Annotated in this window: 25 protein-coding genes; 2 read left to right on the top strand and 23 right to left on the bottom strand. The window is 53.2% G+C overall.

Annotation, left to right across the window (positions count from 1 at the left end; all coding sequences use genetic code 11):
* Positions 1–47: 47 nt before the first annotated feature.
* Positions 48–263: a hypothetical protein gene (locus AB4Z32_RS17065; protein ID WP_442123049.1), complete on the bottom strand. Its 216-nt coding sequence runs from the start codon at positions 261–263 to the stop codon at positions 48–50.
* Between the two features lie 243 nt (positions 264–506).
* Here AB4Z32_RS17065 and AB4Z32_RS17060 point away from each other — a divergent pair, with 243 nt between their 5' ends.
* Positions 507–2,012: a sensor domain-containing diguanylate cyclase gene (locus AB4Z32_RS17060; RefSeq protein WP_442123048.1), complete on the top strand. Its 1,506-nt coding sequence runs from the start codon at positions 507–509 to the stop codon at positions 2,010–2,012.
* Between the two features lie 258 nt (positions 2,013–2,270).
* Positions 2,271–2,780 (top strand): hypothetical protein, encoded by a 510-nt coding sequence (locus tag AB4Z32_RS17055; RefSeq protein WP_442123047.1) that lies wholly within the window; start codon positions 2,271–2,273, stop codon positions 2,778–2,780.
* A 102-nt stretch (positions 2,781–2,882) separates the two neighbouring features.
* On the opposite strand, the gene AB4Z32_RS17050 is transcribed toward AB4Z32_RS17055, so the two are convergent.
* The 22 genes from AB4Z32_RS17050 to AB4Z32_RS16945 form a co-directional block, all read right to left on the bottom strand.
* Entirely contained in the window at positions 2,883–3,299 is a 417-nt protein-coding gene (locus AB4Z32_RS17050) for a hemerythrin domain-containing protein (protein ID WP_442123046.1), read from the bottom strand.
* Positions 3,300–3,347: 48 nt separating this feature from the next.
* Positions 3,348–4,382: a dicarboxylate transporter/tellurite-resistance protein TehA gene (locus tag AB4Z32_RS17045; RefSeq protein WP_442123045.1), complete on the bottom strand. Its 1,035-nt coding sequence runs from the start codon at positions 4,380–4,382 to the stop codon at positions 3,348–3,350.
* Positions 4,383–4,577: 195 nt separating this feature from the next.
* Positions 4,578–4,853 carry a DUF1971 domain-containing protein gene (locus AB4Z32_RS17040; RefSeq protein ID WP_442123044.1) on the bottom strand — a complete coding sequence of 92 codons (276 nt, stop codon included), beginning with the start codon at positions 4,851–4,853 and terminating at the stop codon, positions 4,578–4,580.
* 46 nt (positions 4,854–4,899) lie between these two features.
* Entirely contained in the window at positions 4,900–5,466 is a 567-nt protein-coding gene (locus AB4Z32_RS17035; RefSeq protein WP_442123043.1) for a hypothetical protein, read from the bottom strand.
* The gene (locus AB4Z32_RS17030; RefSeq protein WP_442123042.1) at positions 5,456–6,106 is read right to left on the bottom strand and encodes an SCO family protein; all 651 of its coding nucleotides are present in this window, start codon (positions 6,104–6,106) and stop codon (positions 5,456–5,458) included. Before AB4Z32_RS17030 ends, AB4Z32_RS17035 begins: the two co-directional genes overlap by 11 nt.
* Positions 6,078–6,674, bottom strand: coding sequence for a c-type cytochrome (locus tag AB4Z32_RS17025; protein ID WP_442123041.1), 597 nt, complete (start codon positions 6,672–6,674; stop codon positions 6,078–6,080). The genes AB4Z32_RS17030 and AB4Z32_RS17025 overlap by 29 nt, the downstream gene beginning before the upstream one ends.
* A 10-nt stretch (positions 6,675–6,684) precedes the next feature.
* Positions 6,685–7,272: a cbb3-type cytochrome c oxidase subunit II gene (locus tag AB4Z32_RS17020; RefSeq protein WP_442123040.1), complete on the bottom strand. Its 588-nt coding sequence runs from the start codon at positions 7,270–7,272 to the stop codon at positions 6,685–6,687.
* 2 nt (positions 7,273–7,274) lie between these two features.
* Positions 7,275–8,948, bottom strand: a complete 1,674-nt coding sequence (locus tag AB4Z32_RS17015; RefSeq protein ID WP_442123039.1) for a cbb3-type cytochrome c oxidase subunit I — start codon at positions 8,946–8,948, stop codon at positions 7,275–7,277.
* A 131-nt stretch (positions 8,949–9,079) separates the two neighbouring features.
* A complete protein-coding gene (locus AB4Z32_RS17010) occupies positions 9,080–10,030 on the bottom strand; it encodes a catalase family peroxidase (protein WP_442123038.1) in 951 nt (316 codons plus the stop codon).
* Positions 10,014–11,171 carry a uroporphyrinogen decarboxylase gene (hemE, locus tag AB4Z32_RS17005; protein ID WP_442123037.1) on the bottom strand — a complete coding sequence of 386 codons (1,158 nt, stop codon included), beginning with the start codon at positions 11,169–11,171 and terminating at the stop codon, positions 10,014–10,016. The genes AB4Z32_RS17010 and hemE overlap by 17 nt, the downstream gene beginning before the upstream one ends.
* A gap of 243 nt (positions 11,172–11,414) precedes the next feature.
* On the bottom strand, positions 11,415–11,795 hold the full coding sequence (locus tag AB4Z32_RS17000) for a group III truncated hemoglobin (RefSeq protein ID WP_442123036.1): 381 nt from the start codon (positions 11,793–11,795) through the stop codon (positions 11,415–11,417).
* Positions 11,792–12,208 (bottom strand): hypothetical protein, encoded by a 417-nt coding sequence (locus AB4Z32_RS16995; RefSeq protein ID WP_442123035.1) that lies wholly within the window; start codon positions 12,206–12,208, stop codon positions 11,792–11,794. Before AB4Z32_RS16995 ends, AB4Z32_RS17000 begins: the two co-directional genes overlap by 4 nt.
* A 9-nt stretch (positions 12,209–12,217) precedes the next feature.
* Entirely contained in the window at positions 12,218–13,396 is a 1,179-nt protein-coding gene (locus AB4Z32_RS16990) for an NnrS family protein (RefSeq protein WP_442123034.1), read from the bottom strand.
* Between the two features lie 188 nt (positions 13,397–13,584).
* Complete coding sequence (locus AB4Z32_RS16985; RefSeq protein WP_442123033.1) at positions 13,585–15,870, bottom strand: TonB-dependent receptor; 2,286 nt, start codon at positions 15,868–15,870, stop codon at positions 13,585–13,587.
* 185 nt (positions 15,871–16,055) lie between these two features.
* A complete protein-coding gene (locus tag AB4Z32_RS16980) occupies positions 16,056–16,319 on the bottom strand; it encodes a hypothetical protein (protein ID WP_442123032.1) in 264 nt (87 codons plus the stop codon).
* On the bottom strand, positions 16,316–17,449 hold the full coding sequence (gene ccsB, locus AB4Z32_RS16975; RefSeq protein ID WP_442123031.1) for a c-type cytochrome biogenesis protein CcsB: 1,134 nt from the start codon (positions 17,447–17,449) through the stop codon (positions 16,316–16,318). The genes AB4Z32_RS16980 and ccsB overlap by 4 nt, the downstream gene beginning before the upstream one ends.
* A 2-nt stretch (positions 17,450–17,451) precedes the next feature.
* Entirely contained in the window at positions 17,452–19,365 is a 1,914-nt protein-coding gene (locus AB4Z32_RS16970; RefSeq protein ID WP_442123030.1) for a cytochrome c biogenesis protein ResB, read from the bottom strand.
* Entirely contained in the window at positions 19,362–22,448 is a 3,087-nt protein-coding gene (locus AB4Z32_RS16965; RefSeq protein WP_442123029.1) for an efflux RND transporter permease subunit, read from the bottom strand. The genes AB4Z32_RS16970 and AB4Z32_RS16965 overlap by 4 nt, the downstream gene beginning before the upstream one ends.
* Positions 22,445–23,569, bottom strand: a complete 1,125-nt coding sequence (locus AB4Z32_RS16960; RefSeq protein WP_442123028.1) for an efflux RND transporter periplasmic adaptor subunit — start codon at positions 23,567–23,569, stop codon at positions 22,445–22,447. The genes AB4Z32_RS16965 and AB4Z32_RS16960 overlap by 4 nt, the downstream gene beginning before the upstream one ends.
* Positions 23,570–23,774: 205 nt before the next feature.
* Positions 23,775–24,698: a multicopper oxidase domain-containing protein gene (locus AB4Z32_RS16955; RefSeq protein WP_442123027.1), complete on the bottom strand. Its 924-nt coding sequence runs from the start codon at positions 24,696–24,698 to the stop codon at positions 23,775–23,777.
* Between the two features lie 20 nt (positions 24,699–24,718).
* On the bottom strand, positions 24,719–25,093 hold the full coding sequence (locus AB4Z32_RS16950; protein WP_442123026.1) for a c-type cytochrome: 375 nt from the start codon (positions 25,091–25,093) through the stop codon (positions 24,719–24,721).
* Positions 25,093–25,776 (bottom strand): c-type cytochrome, encoded by a 684-nt coding sequence (locus tag AB4Z32_RS16945; protein ID WP_442123025.1) that lies wholly within the window; start codon positions 25,774–25,776, stop codon positions 25,093–25,095. The genes AB4Z32_RS16950 and AB4Z32_RS16945 overlap by 1 nt, the downstream gene beginning before the upstream one ends.
* Positions 25,777–25,783 lie beyond the last annotated feature (7 nt).

The following is a 25,783-nucleotide window of genomic DNA, read 5'->3' as shown; positions in this document are numbered from 1 at the left end:
ATTCCCCGAGCAGTTGCTCGGGGTCAGGGTGAATGACTATGCGGTTATTACAAGATGTTGTTCTCTTCGAACTCTCGTCTATTTTTCTCTCGCCTTCTGTGACGAAGCATCGTTTCGTACTCGCGCCTTTGCAGCTCAGCCTCGTCTGGTCCCGAAGGCAAGCCAGCCGGAGACGAATGGCCTAAGAAGGCCGAGATGACGATGAAAGCGGTTGCTAAGCACGTGAACACGATGACTGCATAGAGGATGAAAGTGTCGCTCATGGGGTTCCTAATCAGTGGCCTGAGCTGTATAGCGATGTTTCACATTCTCGCTGACAGCCACTAAGGGTACTGAGCAGATATAGGAGACAAAGGTCTTAAGAGGGAGTCGCGGTCGGCATGGCGGTCGCCCTAGTGTCAGCTGATGTTAAGCAGCTAAGGCTATGCCCCTAAGATGGCAAGGGTTAAAATCGATATCTTCTAGGCACCGACCACTACCGCAGCCATGCACCACGCTAGTCCTAAATGAGAAGTTCACTAAAATTCAAGGCTGCGGCACTTGTCTTCATTATTACGGCCTCGGTTACGTGCGCGGTAGCGCTAGAAGCTATCCTGGACTTCCAGGATGCCGAAGCGCAGAACTACGCGACCGCGAACGACATCACGCGGGTTGTCGAGCGTCAGACACGTGACACGATTACATATGTAGACCACACGCTCGACGCGGTTTCTACGGTAGTAGAAGCGTCTCCGAGCTTAGAGACAATCCGCCAACCCGCGGCTTGGCGAATACTGCGCTCCTATTGCGCGACGCTCATTGGTTGCCACGTGATAGGTGTGATTGACTCTGATGGGCAGCTCATCGCTCAGACAGGTAACTTGAACTTTACTCCCTACGACGTCTCGGACCGGAGATACTTCCAGCATGCGCGCGACAGTAAGCACCGATACATTGATATGGCCGTCGTCTCGCGCCTTCCTGGTAATCCAATTCTGGTAACGGTCGCAAAGCCTGTTTACGATTCCGCGGGAAAGCTACTTGCGGTGGTCGCAGTCGGTTTGGAGACTACACAGCTCACTTCGTTCTACTCACTCTTCGGTTTTTCAGTTGCCCCGACTGTGGCTATCTACAAAGGCGACGGTAGCCTAGTCGCACGCAACCCAGGCATGGCTGAGTACGTTGGCAAGAGCGACGCGCAGAGCAAAATTTTCACAACCTTGCTGCGCCGTGCGCCGGCAGGAATCTATGACTCCTTGTCGCCAATTGATGGGAAGAGACGCTTGGCAGCCTACCGGTCACTTCCGGACTTGGACCTTGTTATCTTCGCAGGTATCGAAAAGAGCTCAGCATTCGCTTCCTGGAAAGTGCGTACGGTTCGGCGGCTCGTCATCGTGGCCAGCATGCTGGTCTTGATTTGGGGCGCGTTGGTTGTCGCTTACCGCGCGGTCGCGGAAAAGTCGATTTTGCGTCGCGCGAACACGCGATTAGACGACCTTGCCTCTAAGGACCCGCTCACCGGCATCGGTAACCGCAGAATTTTCGACAGCATGTTCAAGCACGACTGGAGTGCGCATGCCCGCAGTGGCGCTCCGCTGTCGCTGGTTATGCTCGACGTTGACTGCTTCAAGCTTTACAACGACCACTATGGACATGTCGCTGGCGATACTTGCCTTCAAAAAATCGCTAGGGCAATCGAGGCGAGCTTACAGCGGAAAGGGGACTTGGCAGCTCGTTACGGTGGCGAAGAGTTTGTTGTGTTGCTCGATTGTGGCTACGAAGGCGCGTGCTTGATAGCCGAGCAGATGAGGACACGTGTTGAGCAGCTCCAAATTCCACACGATTTTTCGGAAGCCAGCTCGGTGGTTACCGCAAGCTTTGGTGTTGCTAGTACGGAAAGTATTCATGTTCATAACTCAGATGACCTAATCGGCTTGGCGGACCGCGCGCTTTATGCGGCGAAATCCAGTGGGCGAAACAGAGTTGAGAACGCGGAGACACTTTTTGGATGTAATCCGGTCAGCCAGGCCTAAGCTGACTCCTGCTTAACTTAAAGCTACGATATTCGCTTATATTCAGTCTCGACATAGTTTAGGCGAACCGTCGAGATATTGGAATATGACGAGTTAAAACCTTGAATAAAGGTTGTCTCTTAACGATTGGCTGGCTGAGAATTACTAAAACTTTATTGGTCGCGGTTAAGCGCTGCTCTGCCTCCTGACAATTTTCAGACAACTTTTGCTTTGTAATACGATAGAATTCCTCGATATTGGAGGTTTGGATTGTCGCTTATGAAGCCAATAAATAAACATACATCTGCTACTCCTGTTGCGCATGTGAGAGCTGCCGCTGGTGGTGGTGCCGCTGAGGATTTTACTGCAACTGCAATGCGAAATATTCGCCATCTGCAGAAACAACTCCAAGCAATTGGTGAGCGCTATCAAGACGAGTTGGCCCATCCAAAAACTTCTGGCCCAAAAGAGCAAGAAATTCTACGCGAGATATTGCACCAGATGGACAGCGTTCAGCGTGAAATCGACGCTATTCAGAAGTCGATTATCGAACATGAAGCTGTTGAGCAGCTCAAGAAAAACAAGAGCACTGCATTAAAAATTCCAAATCCGGAGTTGGACTCAACTTCGAGCGAAAATGTCGAGGCGACTAATGGTACTGATGGTGTGCCCAACAAAGTCAAGGCCGCCGGCGAAGCAGCTTCTAGTGATTCCCCAGATACTGCGACAAAATCTGCGAAGGTTGACCGTACAAGCTTAGTTGGCTCGGTAATTGATACGACAGCCTAAGCATCGCTAAGGCAGGTGTTTCGTACCCTATGGCAGTGCTCTCACGCGCTGGGTGCTTAGCGCACCCAGGCGAGCTGGTCTAACGAGTGATGCGCCCAGCCCTCACATCTCGTCGACCAGCATGTATAACTCGACGTTTTCCTTGTGAATCCGTTTGCTTAGCGCGTTGAATATCGCTTTGCTTTCAATAGTAAACTCTGCCGGCTTAGACTTGATTGCCTGAGTCGTCGCCCACTTCCTAATGTAACCTTCAAAGCTTTGGCCAATCGTGCCCATTTCTTGAATGAATTTATTCGCTGTAGCTTTAACGGTAGAATTCGTACTTGAAAGAAGCTGAGGGTAGAGGGCTTTATCTTCCATCGCTAGGTGGACGCTCACAAGGCCAGCGAGTCTTGACATTAATTTCCTAATGGTCTCAGCTTTGCTATCATCGATTGCGTCGCCAAGTATTCCGTTGATTTCACGGGCAGTGGAAAGGATTTCGTCATGCTGCTTGCGAAATTTATTAGTACGGGTCATTGTGTTTTGGGTCAAGGTGAAAATTTAAGGATGTGCGGATGTTGCGCTTTAGTTCATGCCGTTGGGCTTCGGTATTATGGTCTTTGCGAACAAATACAACACAAACGAACTGACTAAAAAAATAAGCGGCAAGCTGATTGTATGCGCCGCTGCGTTACCGAGTAACGCAAGCTTGAGCGTGCAATTTAGTGCGGAAGTGAGTCCGAATGTATAAGCCCAGTGGGCTTTTGACAAAGGCTGCTCGCGGAGCCAAGGCAGCAGCCTCAGCGCATGGAGCATCTGATAAAGGGCGTATCCTAGTAGGATGCTCGGAAAGATTGGTTCGATGCTCGGATTGATATTTAGTAGGGAGGACGCACAAACGACGGCCGGGGCCGCTTGGATTCCCGCAGTGTGACGTCGCGATGTTGGGAGTCCCGCTCCGTAGAAGATGTTCCGTTTGACGATTGGCTCAAGCGAAAGCCACGAAAGCAAACCGGCACCGAAAAAGAGCCAGGCCCAGTCGTGCAGCCCAAGGACCGCAAGAGCCGAGGCACTTGTGAAATTTCCTGCGACGTCAGGCAAATATAGTGCGGGCGTTACATCGTCGCTATCCCTGTCGGCCACCCATAATGTGAACGTATGACGTATCGAAAAATATAGATGGAAAGCGATGCCTAATACCGTCATGCCCACAGCTGTTGCTCGAGAATAAACAGCTAAGCCAGGTACAAGCACCAGTGTGGAAATCCCAATCAATGCCCCGGTGCTGCCAAATACAGGGTCGTCAAATTCCTCTAATGTACTTTTGTAATTGCGAAGTAGCTTTGCTAGATACTTGCGAATCAGCCATAGCCACAGCCCGAAACTTAGGGCTAGCTGTAACTCAGCGATTGCAGACGGAATGGACCAGAGCTTAACCGCCGTTCTCAATGACATACCTAAGCCGACCATTCCAAGGATTAAGCTAAACGATGCACCACCTACGTAATTACTGTTGTTGGGAAATCCAGAGGTAGTGTGAGATTGCTGGCGTTTCTCCAAGCCTTGAGTGCGACTTACAGCGCGTAGCCATCGGTAAATCAGTTTATCTGAGGTAGCCATTGCTTAGTGATGTAACGAGTTGCAGGATATGCATTTACGGGCATCCTGCTCGCACATCGGTGAGGTTATCCACTTGCAGTACCTGGACATCACGGGGGGCAATCCGTACGAGGTTTTTGCCGATACCAGCTTGTTGAAAGCCCTGCCTACCATTATTAACGGTGGGTGGAGCCAGACGCTTCTTCATACACAATGTCAGCGATAGAAATCTACTCGAAATTTTACCGGGCCAGACAGCTTGACGAAGTGTTTCATCTGAGGCTCGATGACTCCTTGAGTTCCAGGCGTAAGATTGTGCTTCTCCACTGATGGTTCGGTAATGCAGTAGTCCAGCTGGCCCTCAATGACGTTGATTGTCGCCCAAACCCCTGCTGCCGTTGTATGGTCGCGTTGCAGCGCCGCAGGGACAGTATTCTCGTTGAATTCTGGCGTGCTCTTATAAAGTGAAACGGAAGTAGGTAAGGTTTGCATGATTTCTCCAGTAATTCATATTTTCATGGTTAAGAAAAATATGTGCCTAGATTTCAGTAGGCGTTGTATCGATAATTGTTCGGTAGTGAAAAACAAACCAGAACAACGGGATAGTGCAAGCGATAATCACGAGGCCGACACCGGCTAACGCTTGGTCGTCAACGGTATAGGCGTTGCACAATTGCTTAAACTGGTCTTGGTACAATAGGCCGAAAATTGCCGCCATCGCGCAAAAATTGCCAAGGAAAAATAGCTGAACAATCTGATTTGCACGTTTAAGTGCTGAGGGCGTAAGTGCTCCCGCAAAGATTATCGTGATGAATTTCGCCGTTTCATACGAGGACGACCTGATGCTCAGCTCCAGTGCGCGCGGTATCATCCAATAGCTGCTGACTGATAGTATAAAAACAAATGACGTCAGTCCATGTGCGTCAATCTTCGCGAAAAATTTGATGAGATTGGTGTGTCCAAACATAAGCCAACCCGCGATAAACAGTGCTGGAAGTTGGACAAGCATGTGTCTGGCCATCGACGCTTCTAGCCAATTATGAGTAATTGCCGCTAGTATCAGCGCGCCGCTGCCAACGATTAGCTGTCTCTTTTCACTTTTCATTCCGGCTGTCCCTCGCAAGACCCGCGGCAAATTCCAGTGCCGCCTCTTGTTCAGCTAAGTCGAAAATTCGACGCAGGCGCCCCTGTGAATCCACGACATGAAACGCTGCATTGTGCTGATAGTCGCTCGGTGGCACCGGTAGAACGACAATGCCAAACGACTCGAGGAGGTTGTCACGGTCTCGTCCGGCCGGAACGCTTGCGAAGCGCCAAATTTCTGGTTTGCTGTGCTGACGCACCGAGTAATTCTTCAACACTGCGGGCGTGTCGCGCGGGTCGAAGCTGATGCTAACCAACCGAACTTTCTTCTCTAATCCCCGGGCAAGTATCTCGCCCTGCAGTTGCTGATTCTGAGTGCCTAGCACGGAGCAAATCGAGATGCACTGGCTGTAAAAGAAGGAAATCACCGCGACGCGCCCATCGCTTTGCAGTTCACTTCTCAGGTTTACAGGCAAGGGCATGAACAACTTCGAGCCTGGTAGCTCAACTGGGCTGTCGAGCAGCTGCAGACGCCGACCGTCTTCCGTCGCCGTTACGCGAAAGCCGAGCGTCACATGGTCGAGCGCTGCTATCGCAATAGCAGCGACAATTGTGCAGGCGACGAAAGTGCCCTTAATGCTTGAGCTTTGATAGGTCATCATCGCCGTTCCAAGGCGTTGTGCGCTCTTTGCTCTGGTCGCGTTCTGATTTAACGATGTCAGCCGTCACTGGGCCAGCGGAATTCCCGAAATTGCTTCTCACGTAAGACAGCGTCGCCGCAATTTCATTGTCATCGAGCTTGCCCTTAAACGTGGGCATAGCGCCGTTGTACTCGCTCTGTTTAACCGTGAGCTTGCCAGTGACCCCGTGCAAAAGAATGTTGGCCAGGACCTTCTCGTCGCCGAGTACCCACTCGGAGCCGGCGAGTGGAGGAAACGCCCCGGGAATGCCCGTTCCGGTCGCTTGATGGCACGCGACACAGTTCGCTGCGTACAGTTCTGCACCGTTCGCGGAAGCTGTGGCACCTTTCGGTTTCCCTTGGAGGGTTGCCAGGGTGCGCCTGTCGCCGAGCGTTGGGTCGTCATCATGTTGAGTGGTCACAATGTAATAGACTGCCCAAGCAAACAGGCTAACGACCACCGCCAACACTGCGATGGGAATAGGGTTGTTCTTCTCGTGTGGGTCCGGATTTTCGCGCTCACGAGAGAGATGCTTTTGCTGTTTGGTCATTGCGCCACCATCACTTGTTGTTGGTGTTGATGACTGGATAGGTATGGTCCAAGCCCTGCAAATATGCGACCAGGTCCAAAACCTCCGATTTCGCAACAACGACTTTTCCGGCGGGGTTAAAACCTTCCGGCATAGTTACGACCCGGTCTCCTGGCTCTGCTGCGTCTTTGACATCAAACAGGTACGGGTATGAGGGCATGATTGACTCGCGCGTGTAGGCACGCGGTTGGAAAAGGTGCCCGAGATGCCAGTCAGCGCTTGGCTGGCGAGCTCCAATATTGAAAAGGTCGGGCCCTGTTCGCATCGTGCCTAACAGGTGCGGAACGTCATACGCGTAGTCGCCGGCGACCGAGGCCCGGCCCCAGCCGCGTTTGTCATCGGGTGCTTGGGCCTTGTCGCGAGGCTGTTGCGAGTGGCAGTAGATGCATCCGTTATTGATGTAGACCTGGCGACCGCGTAGCTGCGCCGCGGTATATGGCTTCAGGGCAGCCGGCGCCTCTACACGTTTGATTTGGAAAAACGGAACAATCACCAGGACCCCGGTCGCCAAGGCCAGCGTCACCATTGCGCCGCCAAACAGTTTGAGTTCGTCTTGCATGGTTAGGCTCCCACAAGCGTTTTGCTATCACCACTGTCCTCGCGAACATGGAGGAGAGCTGCAGATGTCCGCTTGGGGCCGTACCGGAATGCCATTGCAGCGAAGTGACCTGCGAAGATGAGATGGCCTAGAGTCATAATCGAGCCACCCAAGGAGCGACTCTTGAGGTACGGAAGGGTGACAATGACTGATTCGATGAAGGGTTTCTTGGCGTCGAGCATAGCGAGTCCCTGCAGCCATCCGCCAATCGTGAGTCCCACAAAGTAAATCGAGAACCCGACGACGACGAGCCAGAAGTGAGCCGCAATTAGGCTGGGGTAAGGCCACTCCCACGACATGACACGTGGCATTACGAAGTAGATGGCGCCGAACATTACCATCGTGAAAAATCCGTACAGCCCGAGGTGCGCATGAGCCACCGTGAAGTGCGTAAAGTGGGTAACGGTGTTCACGCTACGCAGAGCTTCGAGAGAACCTTGTACAGAGCTTAAGGTGTACATCATTCCGCCAAGGACGATAAAGCGTAACGTTGGTGAATAGACGAGCTTCTTGAAGTGTCCCCGCATGGTCATGTGCTGGTTTATCGAGAACGATATGACGGGCACTAACATCATCACGCTTTGGACAATGGACAGCGTAATCAACCAGCCTGGAACTGGGCCGCCAATCAGGTGGTGGCCACCAACTTGGCCGTAGAAGAACGCTAAGGTCCAAAACCCCAGGAGTGACAGGTTGTAGGACTGAACTGGACGTCCAATAATTTTCGGCAGGAAGTAATAGACGGCCGCTAAAGCCATCGGCGTGTAAAAAAGGCCAAGGACATTGTGGCCAAACCACCAGTTCATAGTCGCCTGCTCGACGCCGATGTGAAAGGCTGGCAGGTTGGCGACTAAGAACAGAATCGGGAACCAGAAGAGGGCGGCGCCCATGTACCAGATAGAGACGTACAGGTGGTCAACCTTACGACTCTGAAGGGTATATACCAACGGAAGGCCGACCAAGGCGCCACCCGCAACTATGAGGATGTCCACTTGCCATGGAATCTCAAGCCATTCCATACCGTCGCTGATGCCGACGGCAATACAACCCAGGCCTGCGATGAGGCCGGCGGTCCACAACATGCACCCTACGATAGCGTAGCGACCTCCTACCAACTTAGTCTTCAGCAGCCGGGGGAGCAGCCAGATTGCAATCCCTAACGCTGCCATTGGAGACCAGCCGTACGCGACTGCATTCAGGTGAATCGTGCGAAGGCGGCCAAAGGTCAGCCACGCTTGTTGCGTGAGCAGGTCAGGCTCGTGAAGTTTTAAAGAGCTGGTAAGGCCTGCGAGCGACGCTACGACCAACCAAACTACGGCGCATGAGAGAAAGATGAACACAACGAAGGCTGATGATTTGTCAGCAAGAGCTCTCTCGCGTAAGTCATTGGATAGAGCCTCCTTCTGAGAAGTCCTCAGCGAAGTCTGACCAACATGTTCGTTATGACGTGTCAGACCATCAGTCTGTGCGCTTGTCGCTGCCGGTTCTTCGCCGATTCCAATTTCGTTGTCGGCAAAAATCACTTTTGCCGCTGCTGGCGAGGCGTCGAACAGCTTCTTTCGCAATGACCAAATGAAGATGAATAGCCCTGTCACGGAGAGCACAAAGGCTGATAGGAGGAGAGATACCGTGTCCATATAATCTTTCTTATTGACTCATTCAGTTACTCAACGCAAGGTCTTACAGCTAGGACGAGTGGCCTATGCCTCCGCCGTTGCAGGCGGAGGCTTTTGTGTCGTGTAACAGGCAAGGTAGCCGCCGCTGAAGGTCAGCAGCAGGGAGCTGGTTGGCGCCTTTCAAACGAAATGCCGTAGGGCTTGTCGCGGGAAGCGAGGATAGGGTCGGCGCTGGGCGTAATCGACGCCGGAAGATTGAACGGCGAGAAGACCAAGTTATCGCAGGTATCAAGAGGCGCTACTTTGTCGACGAGGAGCGTACCCAGAGTAATTTTCTCTTCGCCGCGCCACAGCTGGCTAGGGTCGGTGAGAGAGTCGCCTGGTGCCGGCAACTGCGCATAAATTACGAACCTTACTTCTTCAACTTTAAGCCTGGCCGACAGCTCTGCTTCTAAGAAGTTATCTGGAAAACTCGCCTCTTCTTCTTCGGTCAGGTATTTCGTGCCCTGAACTGGCTCGACAACTAAACGTGCAGTTATCTGCTCGCCGTCTGTGTTGTGGAAGACAAATGCATTGTTCGAGAAATATGGCGTTTGCGCATACGAGCTCGGTGCGCCGTGAGAAGCGAGCAGGGCGGGTTGCAGCTTCCCATCGGGAAACTTCTCGTTATGCGCCGCGACGTTTGCTGGGTTCGGCTTCTTGGTAACTGGGTCAGCAACGCGTGCTTCGAGGAAGCTGACGAAAGATTGAGGGGTCGCTGCGAAGAAGACCGGCTCCGAAACCAACACCAGGTCCCAATGTTCTCCGCCGGCCGTCAGCTTCAATCCCATCCCGCGCACGGTGCGGCTCTTGTCGGAAACGCCTGGGTTACCACCGCCGACGGAAAAGCGCACGACCGCTGCCGCGGTACCGGTTTTGAAGAGCTCACTGTTTGCGAATCGCGCAGCTCCAACGTCCGGGATAAAAGTGCCGGCGGCGCAAAAGCCCTTCGCATGTGATGCTCGCTTACCAGCGTGTTTGCCAAAGGTATTGTTGAGTGCATCGACCATCGCAACGGGACTCGGGCTCGATTCTGATTCCACGGCGTTAGGTAAGTTGTTCATTTTTCGCTCCTTCTTCATCGGTCTTGGATTTCGTCTGTTTGCGCTGCATAGCGCTGTACTCATGCACCGCCGTCACCATAGCCAAGACGTTCTCAGGTGGCGTGAACTGGGAGATTCCGTGCCCCAGGTTAAACACGTGTCCAACTCCGTCCTCCGGCAGGCCGAAGTCATCAAGGACACGACGAGCTTCACGAATGACCTTGTCCGGCGTTGCGAGCAAAACAGCAGGGTCGAGGTTCCCTTGGAGCGCTACCTTGTGTCCCACTTTGCCTCGGGCGTCACCAAGGCTGGCCGTCCAGTCAAGTCCAACAGCATCGCTGCCAAGGTCTGCGATTTGTTCGACCCATTGGCCACCGCCCTTCGTGAAAACAATGCTCGGGATGCGTTGGCCGTTTCGAGTTTTTGTTAGGCCGTTGATGACTCGCTGCATGTAGCTCAAAGAGAAGACTTCGAAGGCTTTACCGCTAAGGATGCCGCCCCAAGAATCGAACAGCATGACCGCTTGGACGCCAGCGTCGATTTGCGCGTTCAAGTAGTCGATAATGGCAAGTGTGTTGACTTGCAAAATGTGATGGATGAGGTCGGGACGGCTGTAAAGCATCTGCTTTACGACGTGATAGTCTTTCGACCCCGCTCCCTGGACCATATAGCAGGCCAACGTCCAAGGACTTCCTGAAAAGCCGATGAGAGGGATGCGGCCTTGGAGAGCGCGGCGCGACTGTCGGACGGCTTCAAATACATAGTCGAGAGAGCCCTCACTAGGCGGGCGTAGAGAGAAAATCTCTGCCTCGTCGCGAAGTGGGCGTTCGAACTTGGGCCCTTCACCCTCTACGAAGTGAAGGCCAAGCCCCATTGCGTCCGGCACCGTAAGGATGTCTGAAAAGACAATAGCTGCATCGACCGGATAGCGTTCAGTAGGCTGAACCGTGACTTCCGCGGCGAGAGCAGGGTTCTTTGCCAGCCCTAAGAATGAGCCAGCGTTTTTTCGTACTGCACGATATTCAGGGAGATAACGGCCTGCTTGCCGCATAAGCCAGACGGGCGTATATGGCGTCGGTTGACGTAAAAGCGCACGTAAGAATGTGTCGTTCTTAAGCTGAGCTACCGTCGATGAGTCCGACAGAGGAGAGGTTGATTGCATATATTGAAAGATGTTAGCGAGTCATCAAAGCCTTCTCGCACCTGAAACCTGACCGTCTAAGTAACTTTGCGAGTACCACGGATGTCTTTACGTGTGATGGTACAGAGAAATTTTCGCCGTGCTATTGGTACCCGCTTTTTTCCGAAAATTGGCACCATGCCTAGTAGCGTCGAGTACCAAACCGTATGTCTGCAGGCAGCCTGTTGTCCACGGTGCCTGTCGAGTCGCATCAACATGTGAATTTCATAATTCGCTCAGCATTCCGTATTGAAGGCTCGTAGCTATGCGATTAGCTACCTGCATAACTTCGAAATAAACATCGTCGGGAAAATGAGCTGCAGCGTTTCTTTCAAACAGCTGCAGCCATCGCACAAAATGTTCCTTCGTTACTCCAGAAATCTCCATATGCTTTCTGTATACGCTACCTTTGTACTCATTAGTGCCAAGAATAATGTTGCACCAAAAATGGACCAAGCGTTCTACGTGGGCTTCCCAATGCCCACCTAGCTTAGAGTTGAATATTGGCGCAAGTAAGTCATCGTTGCGAACGTCGTCGTAAAAGTTTGATACGACTATTTCGATGGCTTCGCGAGTAGGTGAATTCGCCATGGCGTCGTTTTTCAAATGAATATTAGGAGGAAGGCGTAAGAAATTAATAAGCCGACCTTTGCAAACTCAAGGACAGCGTAGATTGCATGGTCGTGGCCTTTATTCAGTGGTGAGTCCGTTAAAACCATATCTACTTGCTTAGATAGTCGTGGCATTAGCAAAGTCACCTGTATGGTTAAGATTGCTGAGCTAGCGATAATGAGGTAAAGGTACTTGCTTGCGCCATGTAGTCCTGCAGAGAATGCGCCAAGTGCGATAACAATCTCTGTCCAGTGCAATGCACGAAATATCCTACGTCCAACCGACAATGCGACCGGCCGGGTTAATCCCGGCGCGCCGAACTTTGCAGGTTGGGCGACGAATGAGATACCTAGTACAATCCCCGCCCATAGGGAGCAGAAGAAGAATGCAAGAGTGTCGAGGTTCATGGCTTTTTCCTAGCCTGGGCGCCCGTCGACACGTGGCCGAAATAGCGATGAGGCGTATTTGATAACGTAAAATAAAAAAGCAGCGCTCCACATCGTCGCTGATGCAGTCAGAAAATGAGGGCGGAAATCAACGGCGACGTAATTCGCAGAAAGTCTAACGATAGCTGCAATCTGTATGACAGAAAACATCAAAATATCGAAAGGACTTGAAAGCATTTTTTGTCCAGTATGGCCCCGCGTAGTTCTAGCAATCATTCCAACGATAAGACTGCCCAGGGCACCGACCGACATTGCGTGGAGCGCACTGCTAGCGCTAGCTAAGCCAAGTGATGCGAGGCCAAGTAGGACCGTACCTATTCCTATCCAAGCGTAGGAGAGATGTAGAATCCAGAGCAGAGGATTTTGTAGAGTCTTAATCGTTTTCCAGTCACGCATTCTAAGAAAATGCAAACCGGCGCCTACGAAGCTAAGCACAGCTGTAACAGCGCCTGGCGTAGAGGAAAGCCATGAAATGAAGCAGCCAGATATAAAGCAAAGCGCCATTATGTCTACTTTGGGATGCGAGGTCGTCTTCGCTAATGTGGCGTTTGCTGTAAACCCAGGAATTACTCGAGCGCCCATCACCGTACATAAAACGATTAACAATAAGAGCGCGGCGTGTAGAGGTGTGGTTACAGGTATATCTATCACCTCGAGTCTAGTCAGGTGATAGGAAAGGTTACATATCGACAGTAATGCGAGTATGCCAACTAAACGCAAGTTCCTTGTCTTTCCACTACGATAGATGAGTCGAAATAGAACGAAAGCTGCAGCCGGAAGGAACGGCAGGTCGAGCAGGGCAGCAATCAAGGGCTTTCCTGCCAACATTGCGAATCGGCCCGCCAACCACAAAACTACAAAGGCTGCCAGTACTCGACCACGTGGTGTCCAGAGACCTGTCCAGTTCCTAACAGCTGTGAAGAGGAATCCAACAACTACTGCTGCAGCGAATCCAAAGACCATCTCGTGCATGTGCCAAACGACACTTATCCCAGCGTATTGCAGCACGTTATAGTAAGACGCTACCCACAAAGGAATTGATAAGATGGCGAACAGCGATGCAAGCAAATAAAATGGCCGGAAGCCGAGGCGGAGAAACGCAATCGGCTCGGCCGGTATATGTTGCGGTTCGCTGATTTGCATCATCATTTTTGAGCCAGGTGGGTAGGCGTAGCAGGAGGCTCAGTAAAATGCCCAGTTGCACATACTGCGACGAGTGCAAATGTTGCTATTTGAATTGCCGACTTGATGCGCTCTAACTGGTTGCTCTCGACGGTAAAATCTGTGGCCGTGCTCGTCAAAATGAAAAGTTCCATGTCCATCATATCGTCCTCGGTTTAACGTAAGTCGTATTGAAGCTCTGCCAAAAGGGTTCTTTGGGTGTAAGGATGATAGGCCCAGTATTTTTTGTTCCCAATGTTGTCAATTCCGAGCGCAGCGGACCATCGTTTGTCAAATTGGTGCCGTACTCTAAGGTCTGCCACGAGAAAGCTGCTAAAGGCCGTGTAGGTGTTGGCATTGATATCGCTGTTGTCGAGAGTGCCGAACTGGCGACCGCTGAATCTAGCTCCTAGGGTCACCGACCAAGAATCTACGGGACGAAATGTTCCAAGAAGATTCGCTCGCCACTTCGGTACTCGAGGCTGCCGCTTGCCTACGCTTCCAGGAAAGTTCGTATTCGCGTCGATAGTAGAACTGGCGTAGGTTGCGCTTGTATTGAGGTCGAAATTCGGCAGCACGTTGGTAAATTGGCCAGCGAACTCTGCGCCCACCGTTCCGATACGTTGCACGTTTTGTATGTTTGTAACGTTTGGCGTAACGTTGACGTTGCGCTGCGAATACAGAGCGTTTTTACTCTCCTCACGAAACACGGTTGCGCGAACCAAGCCTTCCTTCAGTCGATGCTCCAAACTGAGTTCGGTCGTCCAAGACTTTTCGGGCTTGAGATTCGGGTCGTTGTTAATCACCGTATCCTCAACAATTGCTCCTTGATATAGTTCAGCAACTGTTGGATAACGTACAGCCCGCCCAACTGAGGCTTTTGCTTCCCAAGTGTTCGCTAGCTCATATGCCAGAGCGAATTTTGGGGAAAAGCTTGTCTCAGAGCGGTTAGCGAAGTGCTTGACTGTCTTTGCGTTTGCAAGAGTCCCACCAAACGCGTTCCAGCGTTCCAGCCGGCCCCCAATAGTCGTTTTCCAAAGCGGGGCGAAACGCCAAGTGTCTTGTAGGAAGACGCTCTCAAGACGGGTATCACCATCAAACTCAGAAACTCGGCTGCCTACGGCGCCTTCATGCCACTCAGGAGTGCTGGAGACGTTTGTTCGTAAGCTGTATGCGTCGCGTTGAATGCCAAATTCAACGATGTGTTGGGTAGGTCGCCACGTGCCTTTGGCTGCTAAGGTAGTCCATCCAGTGCCGTGGAGGTCAGTGATTGTTCCTGCTTTCGGACCAGTCCCATCGGTAGCGACTGTCGGGGAGCGCGTTACGTCACTTCGATAGTCATAGACACTCGCTGCAATCTCCCAGTTGAATGAACCGCGGCTGTGACTTTTCAGCGTCAAGCCGTGCATGACATGCTCGAGGTCGCTCTCCGCCGGCGCGAAGTCTGCGGCCGACAGGTTATATTGCCGACCTTCGATATTTATCGGACCGAACGTGACTGGCCTGCCGCGGGAATCTCTCAGATAGGTCGAGGAAGTACGGTCCACGTCGTTTTTCCAATAACCGAGGGTGTAGCTCGCCAAGAGGTCAGGAGTGACGTCGTATGCAAGCTTAAGTTTGATGTGGTCCTGTTTCGTGTGAACCTGGTTCGTAGCTCCCAAGACGAGCCAGTCACGATTAGACGGATTGCGGTCATGAACAGCACCTGTGACCGCAGGTCCTGCATTACCCACTACGCCATCGCTCACCGTCTTCGTTGCAAAGCCAATAGGCTGACCGTCGTTCTCTAAGTGGCTAGCTGACACCCACCAAGCCAAGCGGCCTACCTTGTTGCCTACTGAAAGGCTGCCCTGTTTGCCGTTGTACTTATCGTTTGACGAGTATTGTTTGAATTGTTGGCTGAACCCGGTGAGTCGTGCATGTACCTCGAGCTTGGTCGGCATCCTGGTACGATAGTCAACGACGGCCCCAACAGAGTTGCCGGGATAGGCCGCTGAAAACGGGCCATAGAGTACGTCGACTCGGTCGATTTCATCAGGACTGACAAGGCCCCAGCGAGGTGTATAGCTCGCTCCGTTACCTAGCAAGTTAGACAGTAGGATGCCGTCGGCATATACCAACGAACGAGCGCTGTTACCTGTCCCTGAAGCTCTGCTCGCCAGGACGGCGTGGTCGTAGTCCCCAACGAAGCGCTTACGGATGGTCAGGCTTGGAAAGTACTTCAACACATCTTCAGAGTCTACGGCGTTAATGGACTCAGTTATCTGAGCCTCTCGTATGCTCTCGATTGTCGTTGCGATTTGCATTGGGAGGGAACTAGGACGCCCTCCGCTGACCATCACCATCGCTACGGGTTGCATTGCGGGCGCTTCATCGTCAGCCGCATATGCGTTGTGAACGTGCAAGGCGACAGTACACAGTAGAAGTGGCAGCGATAACCTGCGGGGAAGAAGTCTGTTCATTGCTGGTTCCTGTTCAAATCGTTAGGGCGCACGAAGCCAGTACCGTTGAAATACGGTACTTAAATAGCGTTTTAGGGGCGTCCAAACAGTTATTGATGCAGAAGCAGCGTTTTTTACGTTCCTTCTGCTGACGATTAAAAGTATATGCCGCTAAGCAAGTTTAAACAAGCATTTTAAATACATCTTTATCGGCGGTAGAAGTAGCGCCACACTATTGCCGGGAATGCAAGTACGCCGAAGAAGGCGAAACTTGTCGCTACAAGCTCCCAAGGTGCGGTTACCGTCGGGGAGACATCGATAGCGATGTGGTGGAAAGCCAGCATCCAGACTGCGTAGCCGAACAGCCACGCAAGGACGTTGCGCGCCGGTGTGTTTGTTAGCGCCACCGCTAAATTTGCTAGTGCGGTGCCGCTTATAAGCATGAGGTAAGCCCACTGGTGTGCGGTCATAATGCACCGTAGGAGTGTAAGCCAGACAAAAACATGTTGACTCCGACAAACGCGAAAAGCGTGATGCAAAAGCCTAGGAGAGACCACCACGCCAACAGAGCGCCGCGGATGTTCTTCACCAATCTGGCATGGAGCCACGCTGCGTAGTTGAGCCAGACGACTAGTGCCCACGTTTCCTTCGGGTCCCAGGACCAATACCCACCCCATGCTTCTGCAGCCCAGAGCGCACCAAGAATCGTTGCAATGGTGAAGAAGACAAAGCCCAAAGCTACAGACTTGTACGACAGTTCATCGAGCCATTGACGAGAAGGCAGCCTGGTCGCAAAGAACGGGTTACCAGCAAGCAGCCAGGCCCCGCCGAACATGGCGGCTAACGAGAATGCGCCGTATCCGATGAAGTTCGCAGGGACGTGAACCTTCATCCAGTAGGACTTCAAAGCCGGTATCAATGGCTGAATTTCGTGTGCTCCCTGACCGTACTTAAAAAGGAACACTACAGCAGCGCTTACCACAAGCATTGCAAAGCCACCAAGTTTTCGGTCCTTGGTTTGCCATTCAATGTGGAGGTAGAGCAGCGTAGTGAGGAAGCTGAAAAGCACGAACACTTCGTACAGGTTCGACACTGGGATATGGCCCACTTCTGCGCCGAGCAGATAGGACTCATACCAGCGCACTAGTAAGCCTGTAAGGCCAGCTGTCGTTCCTACCCATGCAACTCGACTGCCGTATAGTAGGCCCGAGGAGGACTGGCGTAGCCAGCCGAACAGATAGAGGACCGTAGCGCTCCAGTACAGCAGTCCCATCCACATGATGGAAGACTGACTAGAAAGAAAATACTTCAGGACAAACGCGTGGTCACCGCGCTCGAGAGAACCGCTATAGATGGAGATAGCTATCAGACTTAAAACGGCTGACGCAACGGTTAGTGGCTGCAATGACGGCCACATTAGCGCCATGGCCGACATGCCAAGGAGGCTAATGACTAGAATCGCAATGTCATAAACGTCGATGTTGCTCCAAAAACGCATCAAGACATAGAGACAGCCTAACACTAGAGCTACTATGTAAGTTGCGCTAAGAACTTTTCTCGGGTCATATGAACGCGTTGAAATGGTCGGGTACATATTCATGGTTATTCTCTCGAAAGAAGAGCAATTGACTTAATTTCATCCTGAATGGTTTCGAATTCCCCGCTCAACCCGGGGCCTGGGCGGTTTGCCGTGAACGCAATGAGTAGCTGTCCGTCAAACACCCTGAGCCAAAGGCGGCGCTCCGGTACGAAATACATCGCAATCACACCCAGTGCCAACAGGGCCGCGCCGAGGTAGACAATGTTGGCTCCAGGTGCATGCGTCACCTGAATACCCGAAGCGTTGAGAACGTGAAAATTCGTCAGATGGAAAACGTCAGGAAGCTTTGCTTCAAGCGTTTCGCTGTAAGAGGTGAGCACATTGTGAACAAAGCTTGGCGGCAAGGTGGGGTCAACGCTTTCTGCAGCCGTCTGTAGCAGCTGCGCATAAAGCTGAGCGGTGCGTAGCCTCTCCTCTTGTGGAATCGTTGCTGGGACGAGTTTGGCAACGCCGCCATACCCACTCGTCGCGAAGGTATCGAGGAGGCGCTTAACAGCTGCTTCCAGTGCACTCGCTACATTTGGGTCAGCTGTTCTGCGTGCGACAGCTTGCGCCGCCAGGACCCGAGACTCGTTGCTGAGAAGTTTATCCACCAAGCCGCGGTAACTAGCCAAGCTCGCGTTCGCGTCGGCAGGAAGCCGCCAGTATTTCATCGCGCTCTCTTGGGATAAGCGCCGGCCAACGAGAAACCAGTTCGCGCCATCGATAGCTGCAGGTTTTTGATACAGAAGCCATTCGTCGGCTTGACCAAGCTGGTCGCGGACACGGAACGCTAACGACGGGCCAACGTCATGAACCCGTTCACCAGGTTTAGCGTGGGAATGCCACCCAGAAGCTGGGCCACCGTCGTCCTTCGCGAAGACGTTAATCAGTCGTAGGTCCGTGAACTCAATGGTGTTGGGCTTACCTGCCAAGAGAATGGGGGTACTGTTTCCTACATTGCCTACGATTCTCTGGGGTGCTTGTCCTGGAGACGTCCATTCCAATTCAACTCCGCTTCCCCCGTCGGCGAAGCCTGATTGATACAGGGTGACGCCTTGAAAGGTGTACGGCTTGTTGACTTGCAAGGTGGCTGGATGTCGACCTTTTTCGTCAACAATCTCGATATCGCTGGCGAAGTCTTTGGGCTGTCCGCTAGCGTAGTGTTCGACTCTGAACCTCTTCAACTCAATAGAGAATGGAAGTTCTTGCAGAAGGTATCCATCGCCCATAGGAACCAAGGCTGTGTTACTTGCCTTGCCTTCGGCGACGTTCATGGTCGCTCGAAACGAGCCTGCGTCGGCGTGCAAACGGCTGACTGCGGGCACGTCGCTCGGTGCTAGCTCATGTGTCTCGATTTTTGCAGCGCCCGTCCAGAGGCGTAGACGTAGGAGCACGTTGCCATCGATAAGGCCACCGATACATATTAGAACCATCGCGCTATGGACAAGCAGATAGCCAGCGCGGCGTGCTGCGCCACGTCGTGCCGCTAACGTAACAGCACCATCAGGTGTTGAACTGAGGCGATACGCATACCCGCTAGTCTTTAGGTACCTACGCAGTCTTGTCTTCAGGTGTTCGCTAGCACTGACGTCCTGCAACTGAACACTGTACTCAAGCTTTTTAAGGCTGGCGACGCTCTTATTTTCCCGGTAGCTCCGCATGTCCCGTAACATCCCAGGCGTATTTTGCAGTACGCAAAGGCCGGTCGATAGGGTCATGAAGCCAAGTAGCGCAAAGAACCACCAAGCGTGGTAGATGTCGTCGAGTCCACAGAGCGAGTAAAAAGTTGACCAAACTTCTCCGTACTTACTCACATACAGAGAGCTCGGCTGGTTTTGTTCAAGTATCGAACCGATGCTTGAAGCCACCGCTACAACTGCCAAAATGCCGATGGCAAAACGCATGGAACGAAGTAAGTTAAGGACTCGCTTCACAGCTTCCTCCGGCTCAGGTAGAGGTAGACCACGGGGATGATAAGAAGCGAAAACATAGGAGCTGTGACCATCCCGCCAATTAATGGCGCAGCGATTCGCTTCATCACATCGGCGCCGGCGTCGTCCGAGAACATTACTGGCAGCAGACCGCCAAGGATTACTGCTACCGTCATCGACTTCGGCCGTAACCTGAGCAAGGCGCCTGCGACGATAGCGTCACGAGGATGCTCAGGATTCTCTTCAAGCGCTTGGTCGAGATAGAGCAGCATGACAATGCCGAACTCTGTGGCAACGCCTGCGAGCGCAATCAAACCGATGACAACGGCGACGGAGAGTTGATAGTCGAGCAGCCAGGTCAGCCAAATGCCGCCACTGACCGAAAATGGCAGGCACAGCAGGACCAGTGCGACCTTGGAGAGGTGCTTGAAGTGCAGGTAGAGGAGGGAGGCAACGGCAACCAGGGTCATGACGATAGCTGCTATCAGTGACGCTTGGCCCTCCAAGAACGCGAGGTATTGGCCTTGCCACGTCAGCGTGGTGCCAGGCTCCAGCTGCAGCTTGGCGTTGAGGAGCTCCTTTGCTTCTTTCAGGTACTTCCCGACGTCTCCAGTCGAAAGGTCGACATACACGTAAGCTACAGGTCGAGCATTTTCGCTCTTTATCTCTACAGGGCCATCTTTGATAGCTACCGTAGCGACCTCCTGTAATGCCACTTGGACGCCGGCCGCGTTCGTCAACCGCAGCTGCTCGAGCGCAGCAGCACCGTCCCTGTCAGCGCTTGGAAAGCGCAGTGTTATTGGATAGCGCTCACGACCGTTGACGACGGTGCCGACGACCTGACCACCAACTACGTTCTGCAGGCTGCCTTGAATCATTGCGACCGAAAGACCGTAGCGCGCTGCCGCTTCGCGGTTGATGTCAACGTCTATGTAGCGCCCACCTCCAACGCGGTCTGAGAAGACGGACCGAGTCTCTGGCAGTGTTCTCAGAAGCGCGGCTACCTCGTCTGCCTGCTTTTCGAGTGCGGAAAAGTCCGAACCACTGATTTTTATTCCAAGGGCGCTGCGAATCCCAGTCGACAGCATGTCAATGCGAGTCTTGATTGGAAAGCCCCATGAATTGGTGAGTCCAGGGAGACTTATCGCGTTGTCTAGCTTTGCAATGAGCTCTTCATTCGTGCGAGCCGAACCCTTCGGCCAGTCTTTGCGTGGCTTCAGTCGAATAGTGGTCTCGAACATCGACAGCGGAGCTGGGTCAGTTGCAGTTTCAGCGCGGCCGGCTTTACCGAAGACACGTGCGACCTCGGGCATCGACGCAATTATCTGGTCGGTTCTTCGCAAAAGGTCAGACGCCTCGGCTGCGGAGATGCTGGGCATCGTCGTTGGCATGTAGAGTAAGTCACCCTCATCCAAAGGCGGCATAAACTCACTGCCGAGTCGTTGTAACGGAAGGGCAGTACTTGCGAGGACCAGCAAAGCCAGAGCGATGGACAAGCGCGGCCAGGCAAGTGCGGCTTTCAGCACAGGCCTGTAGAGCCGTTTCAAGAGGGTATTGACCGGGTTAGCCGATTCGCTCGCGAGCTTGCCATTTATCAGGTAGCCCATCAGAACCGGAGTCAGGGTAATAGCGAGCATCGCCGCTGCGGCCATCGCGTAGGTCTTGGTGTATGCGAGCGGCGCGAAGAGACGATGCTCTTGTCCGCTCAGGGTCAAGACAGGGAGGAACGAGACCGTGATGATGATGAGCGAAAAGAAAAGGGCAGGGCCAACCTCTACCGCCGCTTTTTCGACTACCGGCCAAATGTCTGCTTTCTCTACTTTGTGAGGCGACAGTTCCAGCTGGCGATGCATGTTTTCAATCATCACAATCGCCGCGTCCACCATAGCTCCCACTGCAATGGCGATTCCGCCGAGCGACATCACATTAGCGGATACGCCTTGAACCCGCATAATCCAGAGCGCAACCAGTATTCCTAAGGGCAGTGTCACTATCGCGACGAGCGCAGAGCGAACCCGGAAAAGGAAAATCCCGCATATGACAGCGACTGCGATGGACTCTTCCAGAAGCTTGTCTCTCAGCGTACTCACGGCCCGCTCAATCAGTCCGCCGCGGTCGTAAGTCGTTACGATTTCCACACCAGGAGGCAGGGACTTCTTCATCTGCTCGAGACGCGACTTCACGGCTGTAACGGTAGCCAGGGCGTTCTCCCCATGCCTCATAACTACGATGCCGCCGACGACGTCACCTTTACCATCCAAGTCAGCTACGCCGCGACGAGCCTGCGCGCCGATACTGATGTTGGCCAGCTGCTGTAGGCGCACAATCGCGCCGTCGCCGGCCACTGGGATATTGCGGAAATCATCAATGGTTTTGAGGTTGCCGTTCGAACGAACCAAGTACTCAGCTCGAGCCATTTCTATTGGCGAGCCACCAGATGACTGATTCGCATCCCGCAATGCCTCAGCCACTTTGCTTACTTCAATTTTGTGGGCTGCAAGCGCTGCAGGGTCAGCGTCCACTTGGAACTGTCGTGACATACCTCCCAGGCTTGCTACTTCTGCGACGCCAGGTACGCTTTGCAGCTCAAGCTTGAGAAAGAAGTCCTGTATTGCCCGCAGTTTCTCGGGCGACGTTTTGCCGGTCTTGTCGGTAAGTGCATATTCGAAGACCCAGCCAACGCCTGAGGCATCGGGACCCAAGGTCGGCGCGACACCTGCGGGCAGCCGGCTGCTCATTTGTGCAAGATTTTCAAGAATTCTAGAGCGGGCCCAGTAAAGGTCAGTCCCATCTTTGAAAATGACATAGACAAATGACTCTCCGAACATCGAGAAGCCACGTACGGCTTTTGTGCCAGGGACTGCGAGGAGGGCGCCAGCTAACGGATACGTCACCTGGTCTTCGACCAACTGAGGAGCTTGGCCTGGGTAGTCAGTTTTAACGATGACCTGGACGTCTGAGAGGTCGGGCAAAGCATCTAGCGACAGACGCTGCAACGACCATAGTCCACCGACGAACAGTGCGATGGCGCCCACCAACACCATCAGCCGGTTGCGTATGGACCAGACAATTATTCGGGAAATCACAGGCGGCTTTCCAAACGCGCCTGCAGGGCCTGCATTGAGGCTGCGCCGTCAAGTAAGAACTGCCCGTTTGCGACTACCTTGCTACCTTCTGCGAGCCCCGCAAGGATTGACACGTTATCAGCGCTTTCAATGCCCCTCGTTACCTTTACCCTGCGGAAGTGGTTGTCTGGTTCTGCAACCACGACGAAGTCACCTTGCCCAGTGCGGATGAGCGCGTCGCGCGGTATCTGTAGAGCCTTGCGCTTGGCGGCTTCGATGCTGACTTCGGCATACGCGCCAGGGCGGAAGTTGCCACGGTCGTTCCTGAGAGCGAACCGGAGCTTCGCCGTCCTTGAAACAGGGTCGAACTGGAGCGTGTCCATCGATACACGTGCGTACTCGAGGTGGCCGTTATCTACGCTCGAGCGTACGGTTACACGGTCACCGTTTCTTATGAGGTTCGCTTGGTCAGGCAGTAGCGAGACCTCCGCCCAAACGGTATCGGTTCCGACGTAAGAACAAATTTGCTGCATGGGGTTGACGTAGTTCCCCTCATGGACGCTGAGGGCTGTAATAGTCCCGCTATGTACTGCTCTTACCGGGACGACGTCTATTACACGACGCGACTGCTCAAGGAGAGTGATTAAGTCCTCGCTCATGTCAGCGGCCAGTAACCTTGCACGCGCCCGGAACTTCTCTTTCGCCAGACTTCCAATCATGGCCGCGTTCGAGCTAACGACAGTCATGCTGTCGCCAAGCAGGCCATCCTTACGGGTTAGTAGGTCGATATATTCCCTCTGGCGCTGCTGCAGTTCAGGAGAGTAGATTTCATAGAGAACCTGCCCCTGGCGGACTGGCTGTCCGATGCCTTGAATCGCAACTTTGCGTAGCCACCCCTCTACCTTGGGATTGACGGAGACGACTTTGCTTTCATCGGCCGTTACGGTCGCAAAAGAGCGGATAGACTGGGCAATGGTGGCCGTCGTTGCTGTGGCGAGCTTCACGCCAATCTTTTGTTGAGCGAGGGAGTCAACGTGCACAGCTTCGCTGTGTAGCTTGGTCTTCCCTTTCGCCACTTTCACTAGCGTCATGTTACAGATTGGGCAGTTGCCGGGATGGTCTTGCAAAATCTGTGGATGCATAGGGCAGGTGTACATCACCTGGTCATTCGTAGTCGGGAGCTTTTTCTTCTCAGAAGCTCGTGCACTCGTAGTCGCACCGTAGGTCCCTAACGCTAATGCGCTAACACCCAAGCTGATTGTGAGACCCCGAAGAAACTGTCGTCTTTGAATACCCATATCGTTCTCGTCTTTTGAAGCTGGCGGGCGCCGCCCGCCAGCGCAGTGCTTATCGCACCAGGATGTTGTCGCCGCGGCCCATCTTCGGGTCAGCGTCCTTCGTGTATTGCAGGATGGCGATACCACCAGTCAGGGCTTGTCGCATCGAGTGCGTTACCAAGGCGTTTGCGCCTTCGACCGGTGAGATGATGTCGAACGAGGAGGCGTCGCCAGGGCCCACGACGTAGCTTTGCAGACCATGCAGAACGTTCTTCGGATTACCACTTGGGTAGACGCGGTCCCAGATACCTGCAATTGCATGGAACGAAGCAAATTCGTTTGCGCCAGCGTTGATGAAGTGAATACGGACGCGTTCGCCCGGCTTCGCCTGCAGCATGCGAGTCGCTGCCGGGTCGTGAACTGGGTCGTACTTGAAGACGCCACCGTTGAACATGACGTTCGTCCACTTGTTCGCCATCATGTCAGCCTGGCTGTCAGGGTTCGCGTACAGTTCCGATTGAATCAGGACGTACTCACGGTCTGCCTTAGGCATCGCGTTTTTGTCTTTCGGGTCGACGATGATTGCACCGTACATGCCACGCGCGATGTGCTGAATCATCGGGTCCGCGCCGCAGTGGTAGTAGAAAACGCCTGGGTAATCTGCCTTGAAGGTGTAGCTGCCTTTTTCGCCTGGCTTCACTTGCTCAAAGTCTTTCACCACGTCGACGCGTGCTGCGTGGAAGTCCATCGAGTGGGAGTTTTTACTGGTTTTGTCGTTGTAGAGAGTGAACTCGACGACGTCACCTTCTTCCACGTGCACAACCGGGCCGGGAACCATGCCTTCGTACGTCCAAGAGCGATACATCGTGCCCTTGTTGTCGATTGGCAGTTCGACTTCCTTCGCGGTCATCGTGATTTTGACGGTCTTAGCTTGTACAGCGGTCGCACCGAGGAGAGCCAGGGCGACGGCTACACTCATACTAATTTTTTTCATATTTTCCCTATGTTTTGAATTTACTTCGATGTGGTTTTGCTCACCACGCGCAGGTATGCCACTAGTTCTTTAATGTCGTCGTCCGTTAATACTCCTTCCCATTTGGGCATTAAAACTGATTTGCTCACTGCTAAGCCACCGCCCTTGATGGCCTTGAATAACGTTTCATCTGGGGTATCTCCCATCGACTTAGTGTCAGTGTGGTCGCGTGGCTTGACAGCCATTGCGGCACTGTTAATACCGTTGCCATCGCGGTTAATCCCATGACACTGCACGCAGTAGGTGTTGTAGAGCTTCACCGCGTGCGCTTCGTCGGCACGGACCGCATCCGCCGCACACAGGCCATACCCAGTTGCGATTGCGAGGAGCACCCAGTTCTTGTTGAAGAGCCTCATTATTTTTTCTCCGACGTCTTGAGCGTTGCGATGTGACCCGTAATCTTCTGCAAATCGCTGTCCGTGAGACCTAAGGTCGGCATCCACGTGTGGGCATCGAACTTCTGTGGGTCTTTCGTGAACGCGTAGACGAAGTCAGGTTGCAGACGGTCTCCAGCGCTGTAGAGCTCCGGGCCCGAAGTTGCGCTGCCACCTTGCTTAGCGGTGTGGCATGAGGTGCATCCACGAAGCTTTGAGAACAGCATCGGCGCCATTGAGTTCGGCGGCTCATTTTTGAAGGCGCCTGGCGTGACCAATCCGTCGACTTTTAGAGCCATGAGCAGGTCTGCGGCTACTGCTGCATCCGCCGCAGACAGCTTCGGATGGGCAGGAACCTTCGACGCGTCAATAGTGTCGACCGTACGGTCGGCGCCAGCTTTAACGGTCTTTGCATACATCACACCGCCTGGACGCAACACAGTGGGGTTCTGCAGCCAAGCCTGCAGCCATGCTTTATTAAACTTGTTGCCGGCGTAGTAGAGGTCTGGTCCACCGCGGCCTAACATGCGTTCAAGCGAGGTATCGGCCGGCTTCGAAATCGCGTGACACGAGACACACTGCTGTGAAAGCAAGTCGGCAGCTTGAGCATTTAAAGCGGAGGCGATGAGGACCGTGAGCGCTGAGAGGAGGCGAGTAGCTTTCATAAGTTCA

Origin of the sequence: Massilia sp. 2TAF26 (genome assembly GCF_052115005.1) — a bacterium.
GTDB lineage: Bacteria > Pseudomonadota > Gammaproteobacteria > Burkholderiales > Burkholderiaceae_D > Telluria.
Note: the sequence above shows the minus strand (reverse complement) of the source record. Positions and strands in the feature narration are given on the sequence as shown.